We start from the raw sequence: 19544 nt of genomic DNA on the forward strand, positions 1-19544 counted from the left end.
CCTCACTCCGGGCAGGCCTTCAGCTCGTGCATCGCGTCGTCCAGGATGGCGCGCAGCAGGCGGGCGTCGGCGGCCACGGCGGTCACCAGGACGGCGGGGCCGGCGAGCGGGGTGAGGGCGGCGGTGGGCCCGAGGAGGCGCGCGGGCGGCGGTGCCTCCTCGAACGCCGGTTCCACCAGGAGTAGTTGGCCCACGGCCCGGTGGCCGCCGAGCACCGCCGGGCCGTCCCAGCCGTCGGGCGCCCCGGGTCCGTAGGCCAGTTGCTGGTCGAGGAGGGGGCGGCCCGCGCGGTGGACGGTGAGCCGGGTGGTGAGGGCCCCGGTGGCTTCGCCGTGTCGGCCGAGGATCTGCTCCTCGCGCAGCAGCAGGCGGCCGGTGGCGGCGAGTTCGACCCGGGTGGTCTGATGGAGGTCGCTGCCGCGGGCGGAGACCAGCTGTTCGGGGAGCCAGCGCAGGACGGCCCCCTCCCCCACGTGCAGCTCCACGGCGTACGTGGCGGGCTCGCCGTCCGCGCGCGGTCCCGGCAGTGCGACGGTGGCCGCCGCCGAGTCGACCGTGAGGCGGGCGCCGTCGGCGGCCTCCGCCCGGACGGCGAGGCGGTCGCCGCCCAGCGGGGCGCTCATCGCGCCGACGACGGTGACCCGGGCGTACGCGGGGTGCGGCGAGCGGGTGCGGCGCAGGGCGAGCGGCCCGTCGCTCTCCAGGACGGGCAGGGCGGTGGAGCCCCGTCCGTCGGGCTCGGCGCGGAGCCGGGCCGTGGCGCGGACGCTCATGCGGTCCAGGCGGCGAGCTGCGCGCGCACCCAGTCCGCGACCGGCCCGACGCCCTCGGTGGAGGTCAACGAGGTGAAGGCGACGGGGAGTTCACCGCGCTGCTGCTTGGCGTCCAGGGCCATCCGTTCCAGGTCGGAGCCGACGTACGGGGCGAGGTCGGTCTTGTTGATGACGAGGAGGTCGGCGGTGGTGACGCCGGGGCCGCCCTTGCGCGGGATGTCGTCTCCGCCCGCGACGTCGATGACGAAGATCTGGGCGTCGACGAGGCCCTTGGAGAAGGTGGCGGTGAGGTTGTCCCCGCCGGACTCGACGAGGATCAGGTCGAGCGGGCCGACCGCGTCCTCCAGGTCCTCGACGGCTTCGAGGTTGGCGGAGATGTCGTCGCGGATCGCGGTGTGCGGGCAGGCTCCGGTCTCGACGGCCTGGATGCGCTCGGGCGGCAGGACGGCGTTGCGGAGGAGGAAGGCGGCGTCCTCGCGGGTGTAGATGTCGTTGGTGACGACGGCGATGGAGAGCCGGTCGCGCAGTTCCCGGCAGAGGGCGGCGACGGTGGCCGTCTTGCCGGAGCCGACGGGCCCGCCGAGGCCGATGCGCAGGGCGCGCCGGGTTCCGTCGGGGCGGGCGGCGTCGGCGCTGACAGCGGCGGGGCCGTCGTGGGTGTGTCCGAGGTGCATGAGGACTCCTGTGTGCGGGCTACGAGGCGAAGAGGCGGACCGGCCAGGCGGCATGCGCCTCGGCGGTGATGTCGAGCAGCGGGGCCGAGGCGGCGGGCAGGGCGCCGATGCCCCGGCGGGCGGCCTCGGCGGCCTGTTCGGCGACCTGGTCCAGGTCGGGGGCGAGTCGGGCGAGTACGGCGGTGGCGTGGAAGGGGTCGAGGGAGAGGAGCCGGACGACGGCGGTGGCGGGGCCGCTGACGGTCTCGTACGCGACGCAGTGCGCGGCGTCCTCGGGGCCCAGGCCCGCCGCCCGCGCGGTGAGCCCGAGGACGACGGGCTGGTGGGCGCCGCGCGGCCGGGCCCCGGCGAGGGCGTCGAGTTCGGCACTGGGCCAGGTGGCGCGGGCGGCCCGCATCATCTGGCGGCCCAGCTTCCGGGCGGTGGTCCGCAGTGCGGGCGAGGGCGTACGGGCGTCGGCGGCCTCGTCCAGGGCGAGCGGGTCGATGCCGTGGGCGGCCGCCGCGGCGAGGGCGGCGGAGGTGAGCCCGGTCGTGTGGAGACGGCCCCGGCAGAAGGCGGCGAGGGAGTCGGCGTCGCGGACGCGCCCCTGGGCGACGGCCGGTTCGGCGCCACCGGAGTGGGCGTGGCCGCCGGCGGGGAACCGGCCGTCGGCGAGGACGAGGAGGGCTGCGCGTGACATGGGCGGCGGTCCCGGCTCAGAAGAGGAAGTAGCGCTGGGCCATGGGCAGTTCCGCCGCGGGTGCGGGTTCGACCGGCTCCCCGTCGATGGTGACGGCGAAGCTGTCGGGGTCGACGTGGACGTCGGTGAGCGCGTCGTTCTCCCGCATGTCCGCCTTGGTGACCCCCCGGGTGCTGGTGATCGGCACGAACCGCTTGTTCAGGGCGAGCCGCTCGGGCAGAGCGTCCTCGATGGCGGCCGTGGAGACGAAGTTGAAGGAGCCGTGGGCCGCCGCCCGGCCCAGCGCGCCGAACATCGGCCGGGGCATGACCGGCTGGGGTGTCGGGATGGAGGCGTTGGCGTCGCCCATCTGCGCGTACGCGATCTGCCCGCCCTTGATGACGGTCTGCGGCTTGACGCCGAAGAACGCCGGGTCCCACAGCACGAGGTCGGCGAGCTTGCCGGTCTCGACCGAGCCGATCTCGTGGCCCATGCCCTGTGCGACCGCCGGATTGATGGTGTATTTGGCGATATAGCGACGGACCCGGCGATTGTCGGCCCGGCCGTCCCCGGGCAGGGCTCCACGCCGCTTCTTCATGACGTGGGCGGTCTGCCAGGTCCGCAGGATCACCTCGCCGATGCGGCCCATCGCCTGCGAGTCGGAGGAGATGATGGAGATCGCGCCGAGGTCGTGGAGGATGTCCTCGGCCGCGATGGTGGAGGGCCGGATGCGGGACTCCGCGAACGCCAGGTCCTCGGGGACGGCGGGGTTGAGGTGGTGGCAGACCATCAGCATGTCGAGGTGTTCCTCGATGGTGTTGACGGTGTGCGGCCGGGTCGGGTTGGTCGAGCTCGGCAGGACGTACGGCTCGGAGACCACGGTGATGATGTCGGGCGCGTGCCCGCCGCCCGCACCCTCGGTGTGGTACGCGTGGATGGTGCGCCCGGCGACGGCGGCGAGGGTGTCGGCGACGAACCCGGCCTCGTTGAGGGTGTCGGTGTGGATGGCGAGCTGGGCGCCCGTCTCCTCGCAGACGCTCAGACAGGCGTCGATCACGGCGGGCGTCGCGCCCCAGTCCTCGTGGATCTTGAAGCCGAGGGCGCCGCCGCGCAGTTGGGAGTGCATGGCGTCCCGCGACATGGTGTTGCCCTTGCCGAGCAGCCCGATGTTGACGGGAAAGGCCTCCAGCGCCTCGAACATCCGGGCGAGGTGCCAGGGGCCCGGGGTGACGGTGGTGGCCTTGGTGCCTTCGGCGGGGCCGGTGCCGCCGCCGACGAGCGTGGTGATGCCGCTGGAGAGCGCCTGGTCGATCAGGGTCGGCGAGATGAAGTGGACGTGGGCGTCCACCGCTCCGGCCGTGAGCAGCTTGCCGTTGCCCGCGATGATCTCGGTCTCCGGGCCGATCACCAGGTCGGGGTGGACCCCGTCCATGGTGTCCGGGTTCCCGGCCTTGCCGATGCCGGTGACGCGGCCGTCGCGGATGCCGATGTCAGCCTTGACGATGCCCCAGTGGTCGATGACGACGGCCCCGGTGACGACGGTGTCGGGCGCACCCTCGGCCCGGGTGGTGCGGGCCTGGCCCATGGACTCGCGGATCACCTTGCCGCCGCCGAACACCGCCTCGTCGCCCGCGTGTCCGGGGCCTCCGGAGCGGTCCTCCTCGATCTCGACGAACAGATCGGTGTCGGCCAGGCGGATGCGGTCACCGGTCGTGGGCCCGAACAGGTCGGCGTACACGGCCCTGCTGAGGTCAGGCATCGAGGGCACCTCCGGTGGCACCGCGCAGGCCGGGGACGACGCGGCGGCCGGCGAGGGGGACGAGTTCGACGTCGGCGGGGATGCCGGGTTCGAAGCGGACGGCCGTACCGGCGGCGATGTTCAGCCGCAGCCCGTGGGCGGCCGCGCGGTCGAAGGCGAGCCCGGGGTTGGCCTCGGCGAAGTGGTAGTGGGAGCCGACCTGGACGGGACGGTCGGCGGCGTTGAGGACGGTGAGCCGGGTGACCGTCCGGCCCTCGTTGAGGGGGATGTCCCCGTCCCCGTGCAGGATCTCTCCGGGAATCATCGGCGCGGCCCGTCAGACGATCGGGTCGTGGACGGTGACGAGCTTGGTGCCGTCCGGGAAGGTGGCCTCGACCTGGACGTCGTGGAGCATCTCGGGGATGCCGTCCATGACCTCGTCCCGGGTGAGGAGCTTGCGGCCGGAGGCCATGAGTTCGGTGACGGTGCGGCCGTCCCGGGCGCCTTCGAGCAGATGGGCGGTGATCAGGGCGACGGCCTCGGGGTGGTTGAGCCGCAGCCCGCGTGCCCGGCGCTTCTCGGCCACGTCCGCGGCCACATGGATGAGCAGACGCTCCTGCTCGTGCGGGGTCAGTTGCACGCTTCCACCTCATCGTCTTCCGTCCGGTTCCTGGCTCCGGACGCAGCGGGACCCTAACCCCGCACGGCAGTTCGCCGACCGGGGAAACGGACCCTCGCGACCAGGTATTGCACGTTAGGGCGGAAGTTTTTCCGTTGCGTTAACTGGTCTTTTGCGGAGCCGTGGACATCGGCCGAGGCCACCGCGCGCCCTTCGGTCGGGGGACGGGTCGTATACGGACCCGGCGCCGCCGCCCCTGGGGCCCCGCGCGGCTGCCCGGGTGTCAGACGTCGCGGTCGTCGTGGCCGCGGTGCTCGGCGGCGATGCCGAAGCGGCGGCGTTCGCCCTGAGCTGAGGCGGCGGAGCCGATCGAGGAGACCGAACTGATCACCTGCTCCTCGGCGGCGGTCCCCTCCGCTTCGAGTCGTTGCAGGTCAGCAGCGGACACCAGCGCCACCAGCGGCTTTCCGTGCCGGGTCACGACGACGCGTTCACCGCCGTAGACGACGCGGTTGATCAGTTCGGCGAGCTCCGCCCGTGCTTGCGTCACCGGAATCTCGTAGGCCATAGTCCCCATCATAACCTTCTGTACGTCCTGTACATTTTTTACCGAGCCGCGTACGCAGGCAGCGCACCCAGGAGAGAGGCACCGCCATGATCCGCCCCGCCGCCCGATATGTACTGCCCGAGTTCACCGAGCGCACCGCGACCGGCAGCCGGACGCTGGACCCGTACTCCAAGCTGCTGTCCGAGCGGATCGTGTTCCTCGGGACCCCGATCGACGACACCGCGGCGAGCGATCTGATCGCCCAGTTCATGTATCTGGAGCACGCCGAACCCGACCGGCCACTGTCGCTCTACATCAACTCCCCCGGCGGCTCGTTCGGGGCCATGGCAGCGGTCTACGACACGATGCAGTACCTGACCTGCGAGGTGGAGACCTTCTGCCTGGGGCAGGCCGGCTCCTACGCCGCCGGCCTGCTGGGGGCCGGGGCGCCGGGCCGCCGACATGCCCTGCCCGGTGCGCGGGTAGTCATTCAGCAACCCGCACTGGAGGAACCGATGCGGGGCCAGCCGTCCGATCTGGAGATCCACGCACGCGAACTGGTGCGCACCCGCGAGATGTTCGCGGCCATGCTGGTCCGGCACACGGGCCGGACCGCCGAGCAGGTCACCGCCGACATCGAGCGCGACACCATCCTCGACGCGCAGGCCGCCCGCGCCTACGGGCTGGTCGACCACGTCGTGGAGAACCGCTGAACCGTTCCCTCTCCCCCGGCCTGCCGCACGACGCGAGGTGAACCGCCCATGCTCCCACCGGAGTTCCCGCCCCTGCCCGCACTGACCCGCGCGGAGGCGGAGTTCGTCGACTGCTATCTGGCCGTACTCGACCAGATGGGCCGGATCAACCCGGCGCGCGGCAGCGACACCTACAGCGCGCTGCGGGCCGCCCAGGCCCTGGCGTCCGGGGCGGCGGCCCTGCGCGACTCCCTGGCCCTGATGCACGAACGCGGCGAGTCGCGGATCCACGCGGCCACACTGGCGCGGGCCCTGCGCGTCCTGGACGGGGAGCGCAGGGCGGGCCGCGTCGGCATGCCGCCTCCCGCCAACTGACCGGCTCCGCGCACCGGGAGCGCATTACGGGAGCGGACCGGTCGCCGAGCCGCACGACACGCCCGGCCCGGCGATCAGTTCTCCTCGCTCGTTCGGCGTAGGCGATCACCCTCACGAGGGATGGCTCAACTTGCTTTCGGCGCGCGGACCGTGCTCGAAATGTTCGCTTTCGTTGCTGGTGCGAGGCGAGGCGCCCGCTGTGTCGACAGCGGCGGATCTTCCCTGTCCACTCGTATGGATCAGTGGTGAGGAGACTCACATATCACCGTTTCAGCGCGGAAATCCGGCGTCGAGTAGGTCAAGATCCCTGGGACGACAAGCCCCCGCCGCCGCGGCGGGGCGGTCCGGGCGGACGCCGAGTCCTGCCGCCGCCCGGATGACTGGTCGACAGAAGTGGATCGGCAGGAGTGGAGGACCCGAGCACAACGGGCCGACCGGGAGACCGGGAAGCCCTCGGGGTGAAGCCGCATCGCGGCCGGGCGACTTCGCCAGCCCGAACCCGACAGGTCATCCTTCACAGGCGGCTGACGAAGGGTTGCGCATGACTGCGCAGGTTCATGTCCCGTCTCTGTTCGCCCGGGTCGGAACGGCCTCGGCACTCACCTTTGCCGTGACATCCGCGATGCTGGCGCCCGGTCTGGTGAACGATGCCGAAGCCGCCGCCCACTCGACGAAGGCGCTGAAGGTCGCCGCGTCGAAGAAGGGGGCTCCCTACAAGTACGGGGCGGCCGGTCCGAGCCGCTTCGACTGCTCGGGGCTGACGCTCTACTCGTTCAAGAAGGCCGGGAAGAAGCTTCCGCGTACGGCACAGCAGCAGTACAACAAGACCCGGCATATCCCGAAGTCGCAGCGCAAACGCGGCGACCTCGTCTTCTTCCATTCAGGGCGCGGGGTCTACCACGTGGGCATCTACGCCGGGTCGGGGAAGATCTGGCACTCTCCCAAATCGGGGGACGTGGTGCGACTGGCGAAAATCTGGTCCAAGAGCGTCTGGTACGGACGGGTCCGCTGACCGCCGACCGGACGCTCTTCTTCCGTGCGGGAGCAACGCTCTCGTCAGCGCAGGAGCGGGCCGGTCACCAGCGCGAGCCCCAGACCGGTGAGCGCCACACCGCTGCCGCCCTCGATGGCGCGGGCGGTACGCGGTCGGCGCAGCCACCGGCCCAGCCGGTCCACGAGCAGGGCCACGGCCGGGAACCAGATCAGCGCCAGCGCCACCACGACGGCCGCCAGCAGCAGGGTCCTGGGCAGCGGCGGCTGCCCGTGCGGGACGAACTGCGGCAGCAGGCTGAGGAAGAGGACCGGGGCCTTCGGGTTGAGGGCGTTGGTCAGGAAGCCCTGGCGCAGCGCCCGCCCGAACTCCCGGGGCGCGGCCCGGCCCGGCGCGTCGTCCGGCGTTCCGCCGGGGTCCTCGCGGCGACGGCGGTGGAACGCGTAGAGGGCGCCGAGCCCGAGGTGGAGGACATACGCGCCGCCGAGCAGTTGGACGGTGCGGAAGAGCACGGGCATCGTCACCAGCACCGCGGCGAGCCCGGCGACCGCGAGCGCGGTGTGCACCAGAAGCCCGCCGGCGACGCCGAGGGCGGTGGCCAGTCCGGCGGTGCGCGAGGCCAGGGCGTTGCGTACGACGACGGTGAAGTCGGCGCCGGGCAGCGCGACCATCCCGGCGGCGACCCCCGTGAAGGCGATCAGCTGTGCGTCCATGAGGTCCAGCCTGGACCGCCGGAGCCTTTAGCGTGTACTTGCAATCTTCTGGGTCTGCCTAAAGGAACGCTTCATGTACGACCCGACACGGCTCACGGCGCTCGTCGCGGTCGCGGAGGCCGGATCGATCACGAGGGCGGCCGCCCGCCTGGGCTACACCGCGCCCGCGCTCTCCCAGCAGCTGGCCAAGCTGGAGCGGGAGGCGGGGGCGGCGCTGCTGGTGCGCCACCACCGCGGGGCGCGGCTGACGGCGGCCGGCGAGCTGCTGGCGGTACGGGCCCGGCGGGTGCTGGACGAGCTGGACCAGGCGCGCCACGAGCTGGCGCAGCTGGCCGGGCTCTCCGGGGGCAGGCTGCGGGTGGGGACGTTCACGACGGCCGGGGTCCATCTGCTGCCTCCGGTTCTGAGCGCGTTCCGGCGGGCCCATCCGGATGTCGAGCTGGCCGTCACGGACTACGAACCGCCCGGCGGGATCGCCGCGGTGGTCGCGGGTGACGTCGATCTCGCCCTGACCCACACCTACGAACCGTCGGGCTCGGGCCCGCCGCCGGTGGGGATCGTCGTCGAGCCCCTGCTGGTCGAGGAGCTGGTCCTGGTGACCTCGGTGGGCCACCGGCTCGCCGAGGGCACCGGGCGGCTCGCGGTCACCGAGCTGGCCGGGCGGCCGTTGATCAGCAGCGCGCCCACGCATCCGCCTCGGCAAGGGGTGGAGAACGCGCTCGCCGAGGCGGGCGCGACCCCGGCGGTGGTCTGCGAGTCCCCCGGGTACGCCCTGGTGTGCGCGCTGGTCAGCGCGGGGCTCGGCGTGGCGGTGGTGCCGGAGATGGTCGCGTCGATGTCGTCGGCCCCGCTGTCGGTGCGACGGCTGGAGCCCGCGTCGTTCCGCCGGACCATTTCGGTCGCACACCACGGCGGGCGGGCGACGGCCGCCGCCGCGACGCTGCTCGCCCTGCTGCGGGGCGGGTTCGGGCGCGGAAGCGGCGGGTCCGGGGCGAGCTGACCGCCGCCCGCCCGCGTCCCCGTACGACCGACGTGCTCAGCCCGCGAGGCCCTGGACCTGGACCGCCCACGGCAGCGCGACCAGGACCGTCTTTCCGCCCTCGGCGGTCGGGGTGACCTGGAGGCGGCCACCGCACTCCTTGGCCAGCGCCCGGATGATGACCATGCCGCGGCCGTTGTCCTGCCGTACGGCGGCGGGCAGCCGCTGGGGCCAGCGGGGGTGACTGTCCGTCACACCCAGGCGCAGTTCCTCGTCGCGTTCGAGGCGCAGGTCCACGGTGAAGGTGGGCGACTGGCCGAACGTGTGCTGGACGGCGTTGGTCGCCAGCTCCGAGATGATCAGCCGGACGGTGTCGGCGAACTCGGTGTCACCGGACAGACCCCAGTCGGCGAGGGTGCCGGCGACATATCTGCGGGCCGCGGAGACCGAGGCCGGATCGCTCGGCAGAGTGACGGTTGCTTCCTGATGGTCTGCCATGGCGACGCCGTCCCTTTCCCGGCCCGGTCGGCCGTGGCCGCCCGGGATTGTGCTTCGCGCCAGATTGCCACTGATGAAGCTCTCTGTAACGGTGTTCGGCCAGGATATGCAGATATCTGTCGCTCGAAGCGGTGAATTCGGGACCCGTACGGCGTGGCCGGGCGTCGCGCCCCTGCGCGGGTCAGCCGACCGGGGCGAAGGCCTCCCGGGGAGCGGTGGCGGCGATCGTGGCCACCGCGGCCGTGATCTGCTCCTCCGTCAGGTCGGCCCGAGCGGTCAGCCGCAGCCGCGAGATGCCGTCCGGGACCGACGGCGGGCGGAAGCAGCCCACGGCCATTCCGGCCGTTCGGCAGTCGGCCGCCCAGCGCACCGCCGCGTCCGCCGACGGCGCCCGTACGGAGACGACGGCCGCGTCGGGGCGGGCGGCGGTCAGCCCGGCGGCGGTGAGCCTCGTATGCAGGGCCGTCGCGACGGCCCGGGCCCTGGCCGCGCGGTCGGGCTCCCGGCGCAGCACCCCGAGGGCGCCGAGCGCGCCGCCCGCCGCCGCCGGTGCGAGGCCGGTGTCGAAGATGAACGTCCGGGCGGTGTTGACCAGGTGCTCCACGACCCGGGCCGGTCCCAGGACCGCGCCGCCCTGGCTGCCCAGGGACTTGGAGAGGGTGAGCGTGGCGACGACTCCCTCATCGCCCGCCAGGTCCGCGGCGGCGAGCGCGCCGCGGCCGCCGTCGCCGAGGACGCCGAGGCCGTGGGCGTCATCCACGATCAGGGCGGCGTTCGCGGAGCGGCACGCGTCGGCGAGTGCGGGCAGCGGGGCGGCGTCGCCGTCGACGGAGAAGACCGAGTCGGTGACGGCGAGCGCCCGGCCCTCGTGCCCGCGGAGCGTCTTGGCGACGGCGTCCGGGTCGGCGTGCGGGACGACGGCGGTCTCGGCGCGGGAGAGGCGGCAGCCGTCCACGATGGAAGCGTGGTTGCCCGCGTCGGACACGATGAGCGAGCCGCGCCCGGACAGCGCGGTCAGCGCGGCGAGGTTGGCGGCGTACCCGGAGGAGAGCACGAGGGCGGCCTCGAAACCGCAGAAGGCGGCGAGCTCCCGTTCGAGTTCGGCGTGCAGCGCGGTGGAGCCGGTGACCAGCCGGGACCCCGTCGCGCCCGCGCCCCAGCGGCGGGCCGCACCGGCCGCGGCGGCGGTGACCTCCGGGTGCCGGGTCAGGCCGAGGTAGTCGTTGCTCGCGAGGTCCAGCAGCTCCGGCTCGGCACCGCGTGGACGCAGGGTCCGTACGAGTCCGGCGTCGGCCCTGCGGCGGGCCTCGTCGTCGATCCAGTCGAACGGGGCGAAGGGCATGGGAGGTCCCTAGGGGTAGGCGGGCCCTTTGTAGGCAGCCAACAGACCCTAACCGGGTGCGCAGCAGGTCAGGGTGTGGCAATACACACACCCTCGCCCGGCTCTCCTGTCTGGTTCCTCCTTGGCTGGAGGCGGTGCCGTAAGCCAGGATCATCTTCCATGGACCTGCTGAACACGCTGGTGGACAAGGGGCTGCGGCGCGAACTGCCGACCCGCGAAGAAGCGCTCGCCGTACTGGCGACCTCCGACGACGAGCTGCTCGACGTGGTGGCCGCCGCCGGGAAGGTGCGCCGTCAGTGGTTCGGGCGACGCGTCAAGCTGAACTATCTGGTCAATCTGAAGTCGGGGCTCTGTCCCGAGGACTGCTCCTACTGCTCGCAGCGGCTCGGCTCGAAGGCCGGGATCCTCAAGTACACCTGGCTCAAGCCGGAGGAGGCGTCCAAGGCCGCGGCCGCCGGGGTCGCGGGCGGTGCCAAGCGGGTCTGTCTGGTGGCGAGCGGCCGCGGCCCCACCGACCGGGACGTGGACCGGGTCACCAAGACCATCGAGGCCATCAAGGACCAGAACGAAGACATCGAGGTCTGCGCCTGCCTCGGTCTGCTCTCCGACGGACAGGCCGACCGGCTGCGCTCGGCGGGCGCCGACGCGTACAACCACAACCTCAACACGTCCGAGGAGACGTACGGGGCGATCACCACCACCCACACCTACGCCGACCGTGTGGAGACCGTGCAGCAGGCCCAGGCCGCCGGGCTCTCCGCCTGTTCCGGGCTGATCGCGGGGATGGGCGAGAGCGACAAGGACCTGGTCGACGTGGTGTTCGCGCTGCGCGGGCTGGACCCGGACTCGGTGCCGGTGAACTTCCTGATCCCGTTCGAGGGGACCCCGCTCGCCAAGGAGTGGAACCTCACCCCGCAGCGCTGTCTGCGCATTCTGGCGATGGTCCGGTTCGTCTGCCCCGATGTCGAGGTCCGGCTGGCGGGCGGCCGTGAGGTGCATCTGCGCTCGATGCAGCCGCTGGCCCTGCACCTGGTCAACTCGATCTTCCTGGGCGACTATCTGACCAGCGAGGGCCAGGCCGGTCAGGCCGACCTGGACATGATCGCGGACGCCGGGTTCGAGGTGGAGGGCGCGGGCACCACGACCCTGCCCCGTCACCGCGCGGACGCGCCGGTCGGCGGTTGCGGTACGCCGGCGGAGGCCCCGGGCTGCGGAACGCAGGAGTCCGCCGGGTGCGGTTCGCACGGTGGCGGCGGCTGCGGTCCCTGCGGCGGTCACGGTTCCGAGGCGGCGGCTCCCGTCGCGGCCACCGAGGGCGAGCCCGTACCGGCCGAGGCGCCGGTCACGCGTACGGACACGGGCGGTGCGGCGCGGACGGACCTGGTGGCCGTGCGCCGGCGCGGTGCGGGGACGGATCTCGCCCCCAATGCCTGAGCCGCACGCCTCCGCACTCCCCCATTCCGCCGGGCCGAAGCCGTACACCCCCGATGAGCTGCGGGCGCTGGACCGCGCGCACGTCTGGCACCCGTACGGTCCGATGCCGGGCCGCCAGGAGCCGCTGATCGTGGAGTCGGCCTCCGGGGTGCGGCTCCGGCTCGCCGAACCCGTCGAGGGGCAGAGCGAGTTGGTGGACGGCATGTCGTCCTGGTGGTCGGCGGTGCACGGCTACAACCATCCCGTCCTCAACGAGGCCGCGCGCGGCCAACTGGACCGGATGAGCCATGTGATGTTCGGCGGGCTCACCCATGAGCCTGCCGTCCGGCTGGCCACCCGGCTGGTGGAGATCACTCCCGAGCCGCTCCAGCACGTCTTCCTCGCCGACTCGGGGTCCGTATCGGTCGAGGTCGCCGTCAAGATGTGCCTCCAGTACTGGCGTTCGGCCGGACGCCCGGCGAAGAAGCGGCTGCTGACCTGGCGCGGCGGCTACCACGGCGACACCTGGCAGCCGATGTCGGTGTGCGACCCGGAGGGCGGGATGCACGAGCTGTGGTCGGGGTCGCTGCCCCGGCAGGTCTTCGCCGACGCCCCGCCGGACGGCTTCGACGCGGAGCCGGACCCCGCCTACGTGGCTCATCTGCGGGAGCTGATCGCGGATCACGCCGACGAACTGGCCGCGGTGATCGTGGAACCGGTGGTGCAGGGGGCCGGCGGGATGCGGTTCCACTCGCCCGCCTATCTGCGGACGCTGCGGGAGGCGTGCGACGAGCTGGACGTCCTGCTGGTGTTCGACGAGATCGCGACCGGGTTCGGGCGGACGGGCCGGCTGTTCGCCGCCGGGCACGCCGGGGTCTCCCCGGATGTCATGTGCGTCGGCAAGGCGCTGACCGGCGGCTATCTGACGATGGCGGCGACGCTGTGCACCTCCCGGGTGGCCGAGGGCATCTCGCGCGGCGAGGTCCCGGTGCTGGCGCACGGCCCGACCTTCATGGGCAATCCGCTGGCCGCGTCGATCGCCTCGGCCTCGGTGGACCTGCTGCTCGGGCAGGACTGGGAGAGCGAGGTGGCGCGGATCGGCGCGGGGCTGCGCTCCGGCCTGGCGCCCGCGTCGGACATCCCCGGAGTCGTGGACGTACGCGTCCTGGGGGCGATCGGGGTCGTCCAGCTCGACCACGAGGCGGACATGGCGGCGGCGACCCGGGCGGCCGTGCGCGCCGGAGTGTGGCTGCGGCCGTTCCGCGACCTCGTCTACACGATGCCGCCCTACGTCACGGGCGACGAGGACGTACAACGGATCTGCCGGGCCGTGTGCGCCGCGGCGCGGGAGGGCTGAGGTGACCATCCTCGTGGTGTCCGGTACGGGCACGGAGATCGGCAAGACCGTGGTGACCGCCGCCGTGGCGGCCGCCGCGCGGGGCCGCCGGGTCGCGGTGCTCAAACCCGCGCAGACCGGGCTCGCGCCCGGGGAGCCGGGCGACGCGGCCGAGGTGGCGCGGCTGGCGGGCAGCCATGTGACCGCGGTCGAACTGGCCCGGTTCCCCGAGCCCTTGGCCCCGGCCACGGCGGCCCGGCGGGCGGGGCTGGCACCCGTGCGGCCGTACGAGGTCGCCGAGGCGGCGGAGAAGCTGTCCACCGAACACGATCTGGTGCTGGTGGAGGGCGCGGGCGGGCTGCTCGTACGGTTCGACGACGAGGGCGGCACCCTCGCGGACGCGGCCCGGGCGCTGTCCGCCCCGGTGCTGGTCGTGGCGCCCGCGGGGCTGGGCACCCTGAACGCCACCGCGCTGACCGCGGAGGCGCTGCGGAGCCGGGGGCTGAGCTGCCGGGGCGTGGTGATCGGCAGCATGCCCGAGCAGCCGGACCTGGCCTCCCGGTGCAATGTCGAGGACCTGCCGTCGGCGGCCGGTGCGCCGCTGCTGGGCGCGGTTCCGGCCGGCGCGGGCGCGCTGCCTGGAGCCGAATTCGCCGCGCGGGCGGCGCGCTGGCTGGCTCCGGAGCTCGGCGGGAGCTGGGCCCCGGCCCGGCACTGAGGCTCCTCGCGGGTCCCCCGAGAGCCAAGGGCTGTCCCGTCATCCCTTAGACGGAGGCATTACGGGGAAGAATCCTTGAGGAGCCGTACGTCCACTCCGCCCGGAGGTCCGTCATGCAGCTGCGCAGCAGGAAGCTCCCCAGGGATGCCGTGCACCACCCGGTGTTCGCCCGCTTCTACGCACGGATGAGCGTGACCGCCGACCTGAAGGGCGGCGTCGCCGCGTACCGCGAGGAGCTGCTGGCGGGGCTCTCCGGCCGGGTCATCGAGATCGGTGCGGGGAACGGGCTGAACTTCGCCCACTACCCGGGCGCGGTGTCGGAGGTCGTGGCGCTGGAGCCGGAACGTTCGCTGCGGCAGCTCGCCGTCCGCGCCGCGCTGCGCGCCGAGGTGCCGGTGGATGTGGTGCCGGGTGCGGCGGAGGCGCTTCCGGTGAAGAGCGAGGGCTTCGACGCGGCCGTGGCGTCGCTGGTCCTGTGCACCGTTCGGGACCTGCCCCGGGCGCTCCGCGAGATCAAGCGGGTTCTGCGCCCCGGAGGCGAACTGCGGTTCTTCGAGCACGGTCGGGCGCCGGGCCGGGCGCTGGCGACGGCCCAGCGCGCCGCGGACCGCACCGTGTGGCCCCTCCTCTTCGGCGGCTGTCACACGGCCCGGGACCCGCTGGCCGCGATCGAGGAGGCGGGGTTCGAGCTGGGGGCGTACCGCAGGCTGCGGATTCCGGAGAAGGGTCTCCAGGTCCCCTCCTCCCCCTGCGTCCTGGGCGTGGCACGCAAGCCGTTCACGCCGGAGTGACCGGTCCCGTGCCTCATACCGCCGTCACAGGCTCATGCGCTCCACTGGCGCAGCTCCTCCGCGATGGTCCGCACGTCCGCCTTGCCCTGCTTCACCAGCAGCGCCAGATCGCGGACCTGCTCCGGCGAGGTGACGACCTTGAGCCCGGAGGCGATGAGATAGCCGTACGCGACGGCCGAGGCGAACATCGCGTTGGAGTGTTCGAGGGCGGGCACATGCAGCAGCAGTTGCAGCAGGGCAGCCGCCCGCACATGCGGGTCGCTGTAGACGGGGCTGCCGAAGATCTCCGCCTCGTGCCGCGCCACGGCGGCGACGAGGGCGCCCCAGTCCACGACCTGAGGGTCTCCGGGCGTCTTGTGCTCGGCCACCATGAGCAGCCAGGAAAGGTCGATCCGCAGGTTCAACGGGTGCCTTCGCGCTCCGGGCCGAACTCCTCGGCGAACACCGCTTCGTACTGCTTCATGAAGTCGGCGGCGGCCTCGACGAAGGTGTGTCCCACCTCGCCCGTGTCCTGCTGGACGAGTTCTTCTATGTAGCGGTTCACACTCATCCCCCTTTGCAGCGCGCGCTGTCGCGCGGCCTCGGCGGTGGCCTCTTCCACTCGAACGTTCAGCTGAGTCTTGGGCACGCGACCACGCTAGCGCGGTCGCGCTAGCACCGGCAAGGGGAAGGGCCGCGGGGCGAAGGGGCCCGTTCGCCGGACAGCGGGCCTCCTCACCTGGCAGGGTGAATGGCCCGCGCACACATTTCGCCCCGGAGGACTTCCATGACCAGGCCGTTCCGCTTCGGCGTCAATCTGATGGCCCCCACCGACGGGGACCGGTGGCGAGCGCGCTGCCGACGGGCGGAGCAGCTCGGTTACGACGTGATCCTGGTCCCGGACCATCTGGACATGCCCGCGCCCTTTCCCTCACTGGTCGCGGCGGCCGAGGCCACGGAGCGCCCCCGCGTCGGCACCTTCGTCCTGAACGCGGGCTTCTGGAATCCCACGCTCCTGGCCCGCGAGGCGGCCGGTACGGACGCGCTCACCTCGGGCCGTCTGGAGCTGGGCATAGGTGCCGGATACGTCCGCGCGGAGCACGAGCGGGCGGACCTTCCCTTCCTGACGCCCGGCGGGCGCGTGGACCACCTGCGCCGCACGGTGGAGGAGCTGGACCGGGCGCTGCGGGACGAGGCGCACCTGCCCGCGCCCGTACAGCGTCCCCGCGTGCCGTTGCTCATCGGCGGCAACGGGGACCGGGTGCTGCGGCTGGCGGCCGAGTTCGCCGACACCGTGGCGTTCACCGGGGTGGCGGGCAGCCGTGACGGGGCCCTCGCGGCCCTGACGGCCGACCAGCTCGACGCCCGGGTCGCCGCCTACCGGCAATTCGCCGCGCGGCGGGAGAGCCCGGCGGAACTGAACCTGCTGCTCCAGACGGTCGCGGTCACCGACGACCGGCGTTCGGCCGTCCAGCACCTGCTCGCGCACGCCCCCCACCTGAGCGAGGACGAGGTGCTGGGCCTCCCGTTCGTCGTGGTCGGCACCGTGCGCCGGATCGCCGAGCAGCTGCGGGAGCAGCGTGAGCGGTTCGGCTTCTCGTACCTGACCGTGCTGGAACCGGCGATGGAGGCCTTCGCTCCGGTGATCGAGGAGCTGGCGGGCAGCTGAGGAGCCGTGGGGCGGCCGACGGGAGCGGGAGGCGGGCGCGGGGCGGCCGCATCGTGGAACCCGGTCGACGCCGGGGCGCGGCGAATGGTGGGATGACCGCCATGAACGATCTTTCGATACGGTCCGCGACCGCGGCCGACCTGGACGAGGTCCTCGCGTTCTGGAAGACGGCGGCCGAGGGCACCAGCATCAGTGACGACAGCGACGGGGTCGCCCGTCTGGTGGCACGGGATCCGGACGCGCTGATCCTCGCGGAGCTGGACGGGGCGCTGGTGGGCACGGTGATCGCGGGCTTCGACGGCTGGCGCTGCCATCTCTACCGGCTCGCGGTCCACCCCGGCCGGCGCCGCAGGGGCGTCGGCAGCGCCCTTCTCGCAGCGGCGGAGGAACGGTTCACCGCTCTGGGGGGTCGGCGTGCCGACGCCATGGTGCTCGACCGCAACACCTCGGCCCAGCACGCCTGGCGCGCCGGGGGCTACGGGCCCGAGCCGCAGTGGAGCCGCTGGGTGAAGCACCTGTCGGGCTGACACGACGGCCCTCCCGCGGCGCGGGCCGCGCCACGCCACACGCGCGGACGGGCGCCCTCGCCCCGGCCCGGACGATCACTCCCATCACGCCGACGCCGCGCGATCCGCCGGTCTCTGCCCGATCATGGGACGGAGGTGAGCCGATGACCGAAGTGCTTCTGCTGTTCGTCGCTCTGCTGCTCTGTGTCGCCTGCGGTGCCTTCGTCGCGGCGGAGTTCTCCCTGACCACGGTGGAGCGGAGCGAGCTCGAACGGGCTGTCGAGCGGGGTGACCGGGGTGCGGCGAGCGCGCTGAAGGCCGTCCGCACGCTGACCTTTCAGCTCTCGGGCGCCCAGCTCGGCATCACCGTCACCAATCTGGTGATCGGCATGCTCGCCGAACCGTCGATCGCGAAGCTCATCCGCGGTCCGGTCGAGGACGCGGGGCTGCCTCCGGCGGCCGCGTCCACACTGGCGCTCGTCATCGGTACCGTGCTGTCCACGGTGGTGCTGATGGTGATCGGCGAGCTGGTCCCGAAGAACTGGGCGATCTCCTCGCCGCTGGCCGTGGCCAAGGCGGTGGCCACACCGCAAAGGGCGTTCACCGCCGTGTTCCGGCCCTTCATCAGTCACCTCAACAACACCGCCAACCGCATCGTGCGCCGCGCCGGCCTGGAGCCCACCGAGGAACTGGCCTCGGCCCGCAGCCCGCAGGAGCTCGTCGCCCTCGCCCGGCACTCCGCGAAGCAGGGGGCGCTGGAGGCGGACACCGCCGAGCTCTTCGTCCGCACCCTGAATCTGTCCGAGCTGACGGCGGAGAACGTGATGACACCGCGGGTCCAGGTCACCGCGCTGGACCTGCACGCCACGGCCGAGGACGTGGCCAACGCCACCCGGGCCACCGGCCTCTCCCGCTTCCCCGTCTACCGGGGCAGTCTGGACACCGTGGTCGGCGTGGCCCTCATCAAGGACGTCCTGGCGATCCCCGCCGACGAGCGGCCCCGCACCCGCGTGTCGGAGCTGCTGCGTGAACCCCTGCTCGTACCGGAGACGCTGACCGTGGACCGGCTGCTGGACCGGCTGTCCGGAAAGCTCGCCATGGCCGTGGTGATCGACGAGTACGGCGGGACGGCGGGCGTCGCGACGCTGGAGGACATCGTGGAGGAGGTCGTCGGCGAGGTCCGCGACGAACACGATCCGCACGAGACGCCCGACCTCGCGGCCGCCGGGGAGGACGCCGACGGCCGCACGCTGTGGTCGGCCGACGGGGCCGCCCGCACCGATCAGCTCCGCACGATCGGACTGCGGGTGCCGGACGGGCCCTACGAGACCCTGGCCGGGCTGATCGCAGCCGAGCTCGGACGGATTCCCACGGTGGACGACACACTGGAACTGGCGGGGTGGCGGATCGACGTGGTGGACGCCTCGGGCCGCCGGGCCGCACGGGCCCTGCTGCACGCGCCCCTGCCCGGGTCCGAGAGCCGGACGGAGGGTGCCCGGTGATCGCACTCCAGCTCTTCATCGGTGTGCTGATGGTGGTGGTCAACGCCTTCTTCGTGGGCGCCGAGTTCGCCCTGATCTCCGTACGCCGCAGCCAGATCGAGCCGGAGGCCGAAGCCGGCAACCGCAGGGCCCACAGCGTCATCTGGGGCCTGGAGCACGTCTCCGCGCTGCTGGCCGCGGCACAGCTGGGGATCACGCTCAGCACCCTGGTGCTGGGCATCGTGGCCGAACCCGCCATCGCCCATCTGCTGGAACCGCTCTTCGACGCGGTGGGCGTGCCGCACGGTCTCGTCCACCCGCTGTCGTTCGTCATCGCGCTGAGCGTGGCGACCTATCTGCACATGCTGCTCGGCGAGATGGTGCCGAAGAACGTCGCGCTGGCCGAGCCCGCCCGCAGCGCTCTGCTGCTCGGCCCGCCGCTGGTCGCGATGGCCCGCGCCCTGCGTCCGGTGATCTTCACGATCAACGCCTTCGCCAATGCCCTTCTCAGGCTCCTGCGGGTGGAGACGAAGGACGAGGTCTCGGCGTCGTTCTCGGACGACGAGCTGGCCCGGATGGTGCAGGACGCGGGGAACGCCGGGCTGGTCGACGACCGTTCGGCCCAGCGGCTGCACCACGCGCTCGAACTGGGCCGCCGACCGGTACGCGATGTGGTCATGCCGGTCGACCGGGTGCTCTACGCCAGGGTCGGCACCACGCCGGAGGAGCTGGAGCGGCTCTCCTCCGAGTCCGGGTTCTCCCGCTTCCCCGTGATGGGCAGCGAGCAGCGCATCCTCGGCTACCTCCATGTGAAGGACGCCCTGGACGCCACGCCCCGCGACGTGCCCTTCCCGGTGACGGCGCTGCGGCCGATCGCCCGGGTCCGGGCCGCGACCCCGCTGGACGACGTACTCACCGCGCTGCGGCGCAGCCGGACCCACCTGGCGGTCGTCCTGGACGAGGACGGCCGGCTGGCCGGCCTGGTCACGATGGAGGATGTTCTCCGCGAACTCGTCGGCAGAGCACAGTCGCGCTAGGATCGCCGGGCC

Annotated in this window: 24 protein-coding genes and 1 riboswitch; of the genes, 12 read left to right on the forward strand and 12 right to left on the reverse strand. The window is 72.8% G+C overall.

Annotated features, from left to right (window positions below; all coding sequences use genetic code 11):
* Positions 1–2: 2 nt before the first annotated feature.
* The 7 genes from ACZ5WC_RS27150 to ACZ5WC_RS27180 form a co-directional block, all read right to left on the reverse strand.
* Positions 3–773, reverse strand: a complete 771-nt coding sequence (locus ACZ5WC_RS27150; protein WP_468543256.1) for an urease accessory protein UreD — start codon at positions 771–773, stop codon at positions 3–5.
* On the reverse strand, positions 770–1447 hold the full coding sequence (gene ureG, locus ACZ5WC_RS27155) for an urease accessory protein UreG (RefSeq protein ID WP_468543257.1): 678 nt from the start codon (positions 1445–1447) through the stop codon (positions 770–772). Before ureG ends, ACZ5WC_RS27150 begins: the two co-directional genes overlap by 4 nt.
* A 19-nt stretch (positions 1448–1466) precedes the next feature.
* A complete protein-coding gene (locus tag ACZ5WC_RS27160) occupies positions 1467–2129 on the reverse strand; it encodes an urease accessory protein UreF (protein ID WP_468543258.1) in 663 nt (220 codons plus the stop codon).
* Between the two features lie 16 nt (positions 2130–2145).
* Positions 2146–3867: an urease subunit alpha gene (locus ACZ5WC_RS27165; RefSeq protein WP_468543259.1), complete on the reverse strand. Its 1722-nt coding sequence runs from the start codon at positions 3865–3867 to the stop codon at positions 2146–2148.
* On the reverse strand, positions 3860–4171 hold the full coding sequence (locus ACZ5WC_RS27170; RefSeq protein WP_468543260.1) for an urease subunit beta: 312 nt from the start codon (positions 4169–4171) through the stop codon (positions 3860–3862). Before ACZ5WC_RS27170 ends, ACZ5WC_RS27165 begins: the two co-directional genes overlap by 8 nt.
* Before the next feature lie 12 nt (positions 4172–4183).
* Positions 4184–4486, reverse strand: a complete 303-nt coding sequence (locus tag ACZ5WC_RS27175; protein WP_096626738.1) for an urease subunit gamma — start codon at positions 4484–4486, stop codon at positions 4184–4186.
* Positions 4487–4748: 262 nt separating this feature from the next.
* On the reverse strand, positions 4749–5033 hold the full coding sequence (locus tag ACZ5WC_RS27180) for a type II toxin-antitoxin system Phd/YefM family antitoxin (protein ID WP_468543261.1): 285 nt from the start codon (positions 5031–5033) through the stop codon (positions 4749–4751).
* A gap of 86 nt (positions 5034–5119) precedes the next feature.
* Between ACZ5WC_RS27180 and ACZ5WC_RS27185 the strand changes: the two genes are divergently transcribed.
* From ACZ5WC_RS27185 to ACZ5WC_RS27195, 3 genes are all read left to right on the forward strand, one after another.
* A complete protein-coding gene (locus ACZ5WC_RS27185; protein WP_468543262.1) occupies positions 5120–5725 on the forward strand; it encodes an ATP-dependent Clp protease proteolytic subunit in 606 nt (201 codons plus the stop codon).
* Between the two features lie 48 nt (positions 5726–5773).
* Positions 5774–6079: a hypothetical protein gene (locus ACZ5WC_RS27190; RefSeq protein ID WP_468543263.1), complete on the forward strand. Its 306-nt coding sequence runs from the start codon at positions 5774–5776 to the stop codon at positions 6077–6079.
* A 375-nt stretch (positions 6080–6454) separates the two neighbouring features.
* Positions 6455–6617: riboswitch (cyclic di-AMP (ydaO/yuaA leader) on the forward strand.
* Between the two features lie 3 nt (positions 6618–6620).
* Positions 6621–7091 carry a C40 family peptidase gene (locus ACZ5WC_RS27195; RefSeq protein ID WP_468543264.1) on the forward strand — a complete coding sequence of 157 codons (471 nt, stop codon included), beginning with the start codon at positions 6621–6623 and terminating at the stop codon, positions 7089–7091.
* Positions 7092–7135: 44 nt separating this feature from the next.
* Here ACZ5WC_RS27195 and ACZ5WC_RS27200 read toward each other — a convergent pair whose 3' ends face one another.
* The gene (locus tag ACZ5WC_RS27200) at positions 7136–7783 is read right to left on the reverse strand and encodes a LysE family translocator (RefSeq protein ID WP_468543265.1); all 648 of its coding nucleotides are present in this window, start codon (positions 7781–7783) and stop codon (positions 7136–7138) included.
* Between the two features lie 73 nt (positions 7784–7856).
* Here ACZ5WC_RS27200 and ACZ5WC_RS27205 point away from each other — a divergent pair, with 73 nt between their 5' ends.
* Positions 7857–8783 (forward strand): LysR family transcriptional regulator, encoded by a 927-nt coding sequence (locus tag ACZ5WC_RS27205; protein ID WP_468543266.1) that lies wholly within the window; start codon positions 7857–7859, stop codon positions 8781–8783.
* A gap of 36 nt (positions 8784–8819) precedes the next feature.
* Here the strand turns inward: ACZ5WC_RS27205 and ACZ5WC_RS27210 are convergent, their stop codons facing one another.
* Both ACZ5WC_RS27210 and ACZ5WC_RS27215 read right to left on the reverse strand, forming a co-directional pair.
* A complete protein-coding gene (locus ACZ5WC_RS27210) occupies positions 8820–9260 on the reverse strand; it encodes an ATP-binding protein (protein ID WP_468543267.1) in 441 nt (146 codons plus the stop codon).
* 181 nt (positions 9261–9441) lie between these two features.
* On the reverse strand, positions 9442–10602 hold the full coding sequence (locus tag ACZ5WC_RS27215) for an 8-amino-7-oxononanoate synthase (protein WP_468543268.1): 1161 nt from the start codon (positions 10600–10602) through the stop codon (positions 9442–9444).
* A gap of 159 nt (positions 10603–10761) precedes the next feature.
* Here ACZ5WC_RS27215 and bioB point away from each other — a divergent pair, with 159 nt between their 5' ends.
* The 4 genes from bioB to ACZ5WC_RS27235 all read left to right on the forward strand — a co-directional run bounded on the left by bioB (position 10762) and on the right by ACZ5WC_RS27235 (position 14860).
* Positions 10762–12036, forward strand: a complete 1275-nt coding sequence (gene bioB / locus ACZ5WC_RS27220; RefSeq protein WP_468543269.1) for a biotin synthase BioB — start codon at positions 10762–10764, stop codon at positions 12034–12036.
* Positions 12029–13372 (forward strand): adenosylmethionine--8-amino-7-oxononanoate transaminase, encoded by a 1344-nt coding sequence (locus tag ACZ5WC_RS27225; protein ID WP_468543270.1) that lies wholly within the window; start codon positions 12029–12031, stop codon positions 13370–13372. The genes bioB and ACZ5WC_RS27225 overlap by 8 nt, the downstream gene beginning before the upstream one ends.
* Position 13373: 1 nt before the next feature.
* Positions 13374–14069, forward strand: coding sequence for a dethiobiotin synthase (gene bioD / locus ACZ5WC_RS27230; protein ID WP_468543271.1), 696 nt, complete (start codon positions 13374–13376; stop codon positions 14067–14069).
* 113 nt (positions 14070–14182) lie between these two features.
* Positions 14183–14860, forward strand: coding sequence for a class I SAM-dependent methyltransferase (locus ACZ5WC_RS27235; RefSeq protein ID WP_468543272.1), 678 nt, complete (start codon positions 14183–14185; stop codon positions 14858–14860).
* Between the two features lie 32 nt (positions 14861–14892).
* Here ACZ5WC_RS27235 and ACZ5WC_RS27240 read toward each other — a convergent pair whose 3' ends face one another.
* A complete protein-coding gene (locus tag ACZ5WC_RS27240; protein ID WP_468543273.1) occupies positions 14893–15264 on the reverse strand; it encodes a fic family toxin-antitoxin system, toxin component in 372 nt (123 codons plus the stop codon).
* Complete coding sequence (locus ACZ5WC_RS27245; RefSeq protein WP_096631343.1) at positions 15261–15488, reverse strand: antitoxin; 228 nt, start codon at positions 15486–15488, stop codon at positions 15261–15263. The genes ACZ5WC_RS27240 and ACZ5WC_RS27245 overlap by 4 nt, the downstream gene beginning before the upstream one ends.
* 138 nt (positions 15489–15626) lie before the next feature.
* Here ACZ5WC_RS27245 and ACZ5WC_RS27250 point away from each other — a divergent pair, with 138 nt between their 5' ends.
* The 4 genes from ACZ5WC_RS27250 (at position 15627) to ACZ5WC_RS27265 (ending at position 19532) form a co-directional block, all read left to right on the forward strand.
* The gene (locus tag ACZ5WC_RS27250) at positions 15627–16508 is read left to right on the forward strand and encodes an LLM class F420-dependent oxidoreductase (protein ID WP_468543274.1); all 882 of its coding nucleotides are present in this window, start codon (positions 15627–15629) and stop codon (positions 16506–16508) included.
* Between the two features lie 92 nt (positions 16509–16600).
* Positions 16601–17035: a GNAT family N-acetyltransferase gene (locus tag ACZ5WC_RS27255; RefSeq protein WP_468543275.1), complete on the forward strand. Its 435-nt coding sequence runs from the start codon at positions 16601–16603 to the stop codon at positions 17033–17035.
* Positions 17036–17178: 143 nt separating this feature from the next.
* Complete coding sequence (locus ACZ5WC_RS27260) at positions 17179–18516, forward strand: hemolysin family protein (protein WP_468543276.1); 1338 nt, start codon at positions 17179–17181, stop codon at positions 18514–18516.
* The gene (locus tag ACZ5WC_RS27265) at positions 18513–19532 is read left to right on the forward strand and encodes a hemolysin family protein (RefSeq protein WP_468543277.1); all 1020 of its coding nucleotides are present in this window, start codon (positions 18513–18515) and stop codon (positions 19530–19532) included. Before ACZ5WC_RS27260 ends, ACZ5WC_RS27265 begins: the two co-directional genes overlap by 4 nt.
* Positions 19533–19544 lie beyond the last annotated feature (12 nt).

The sequence above is a fragment of the Streptomyces sp. NPDC033165 genome, from assembly GCF_055577965.1.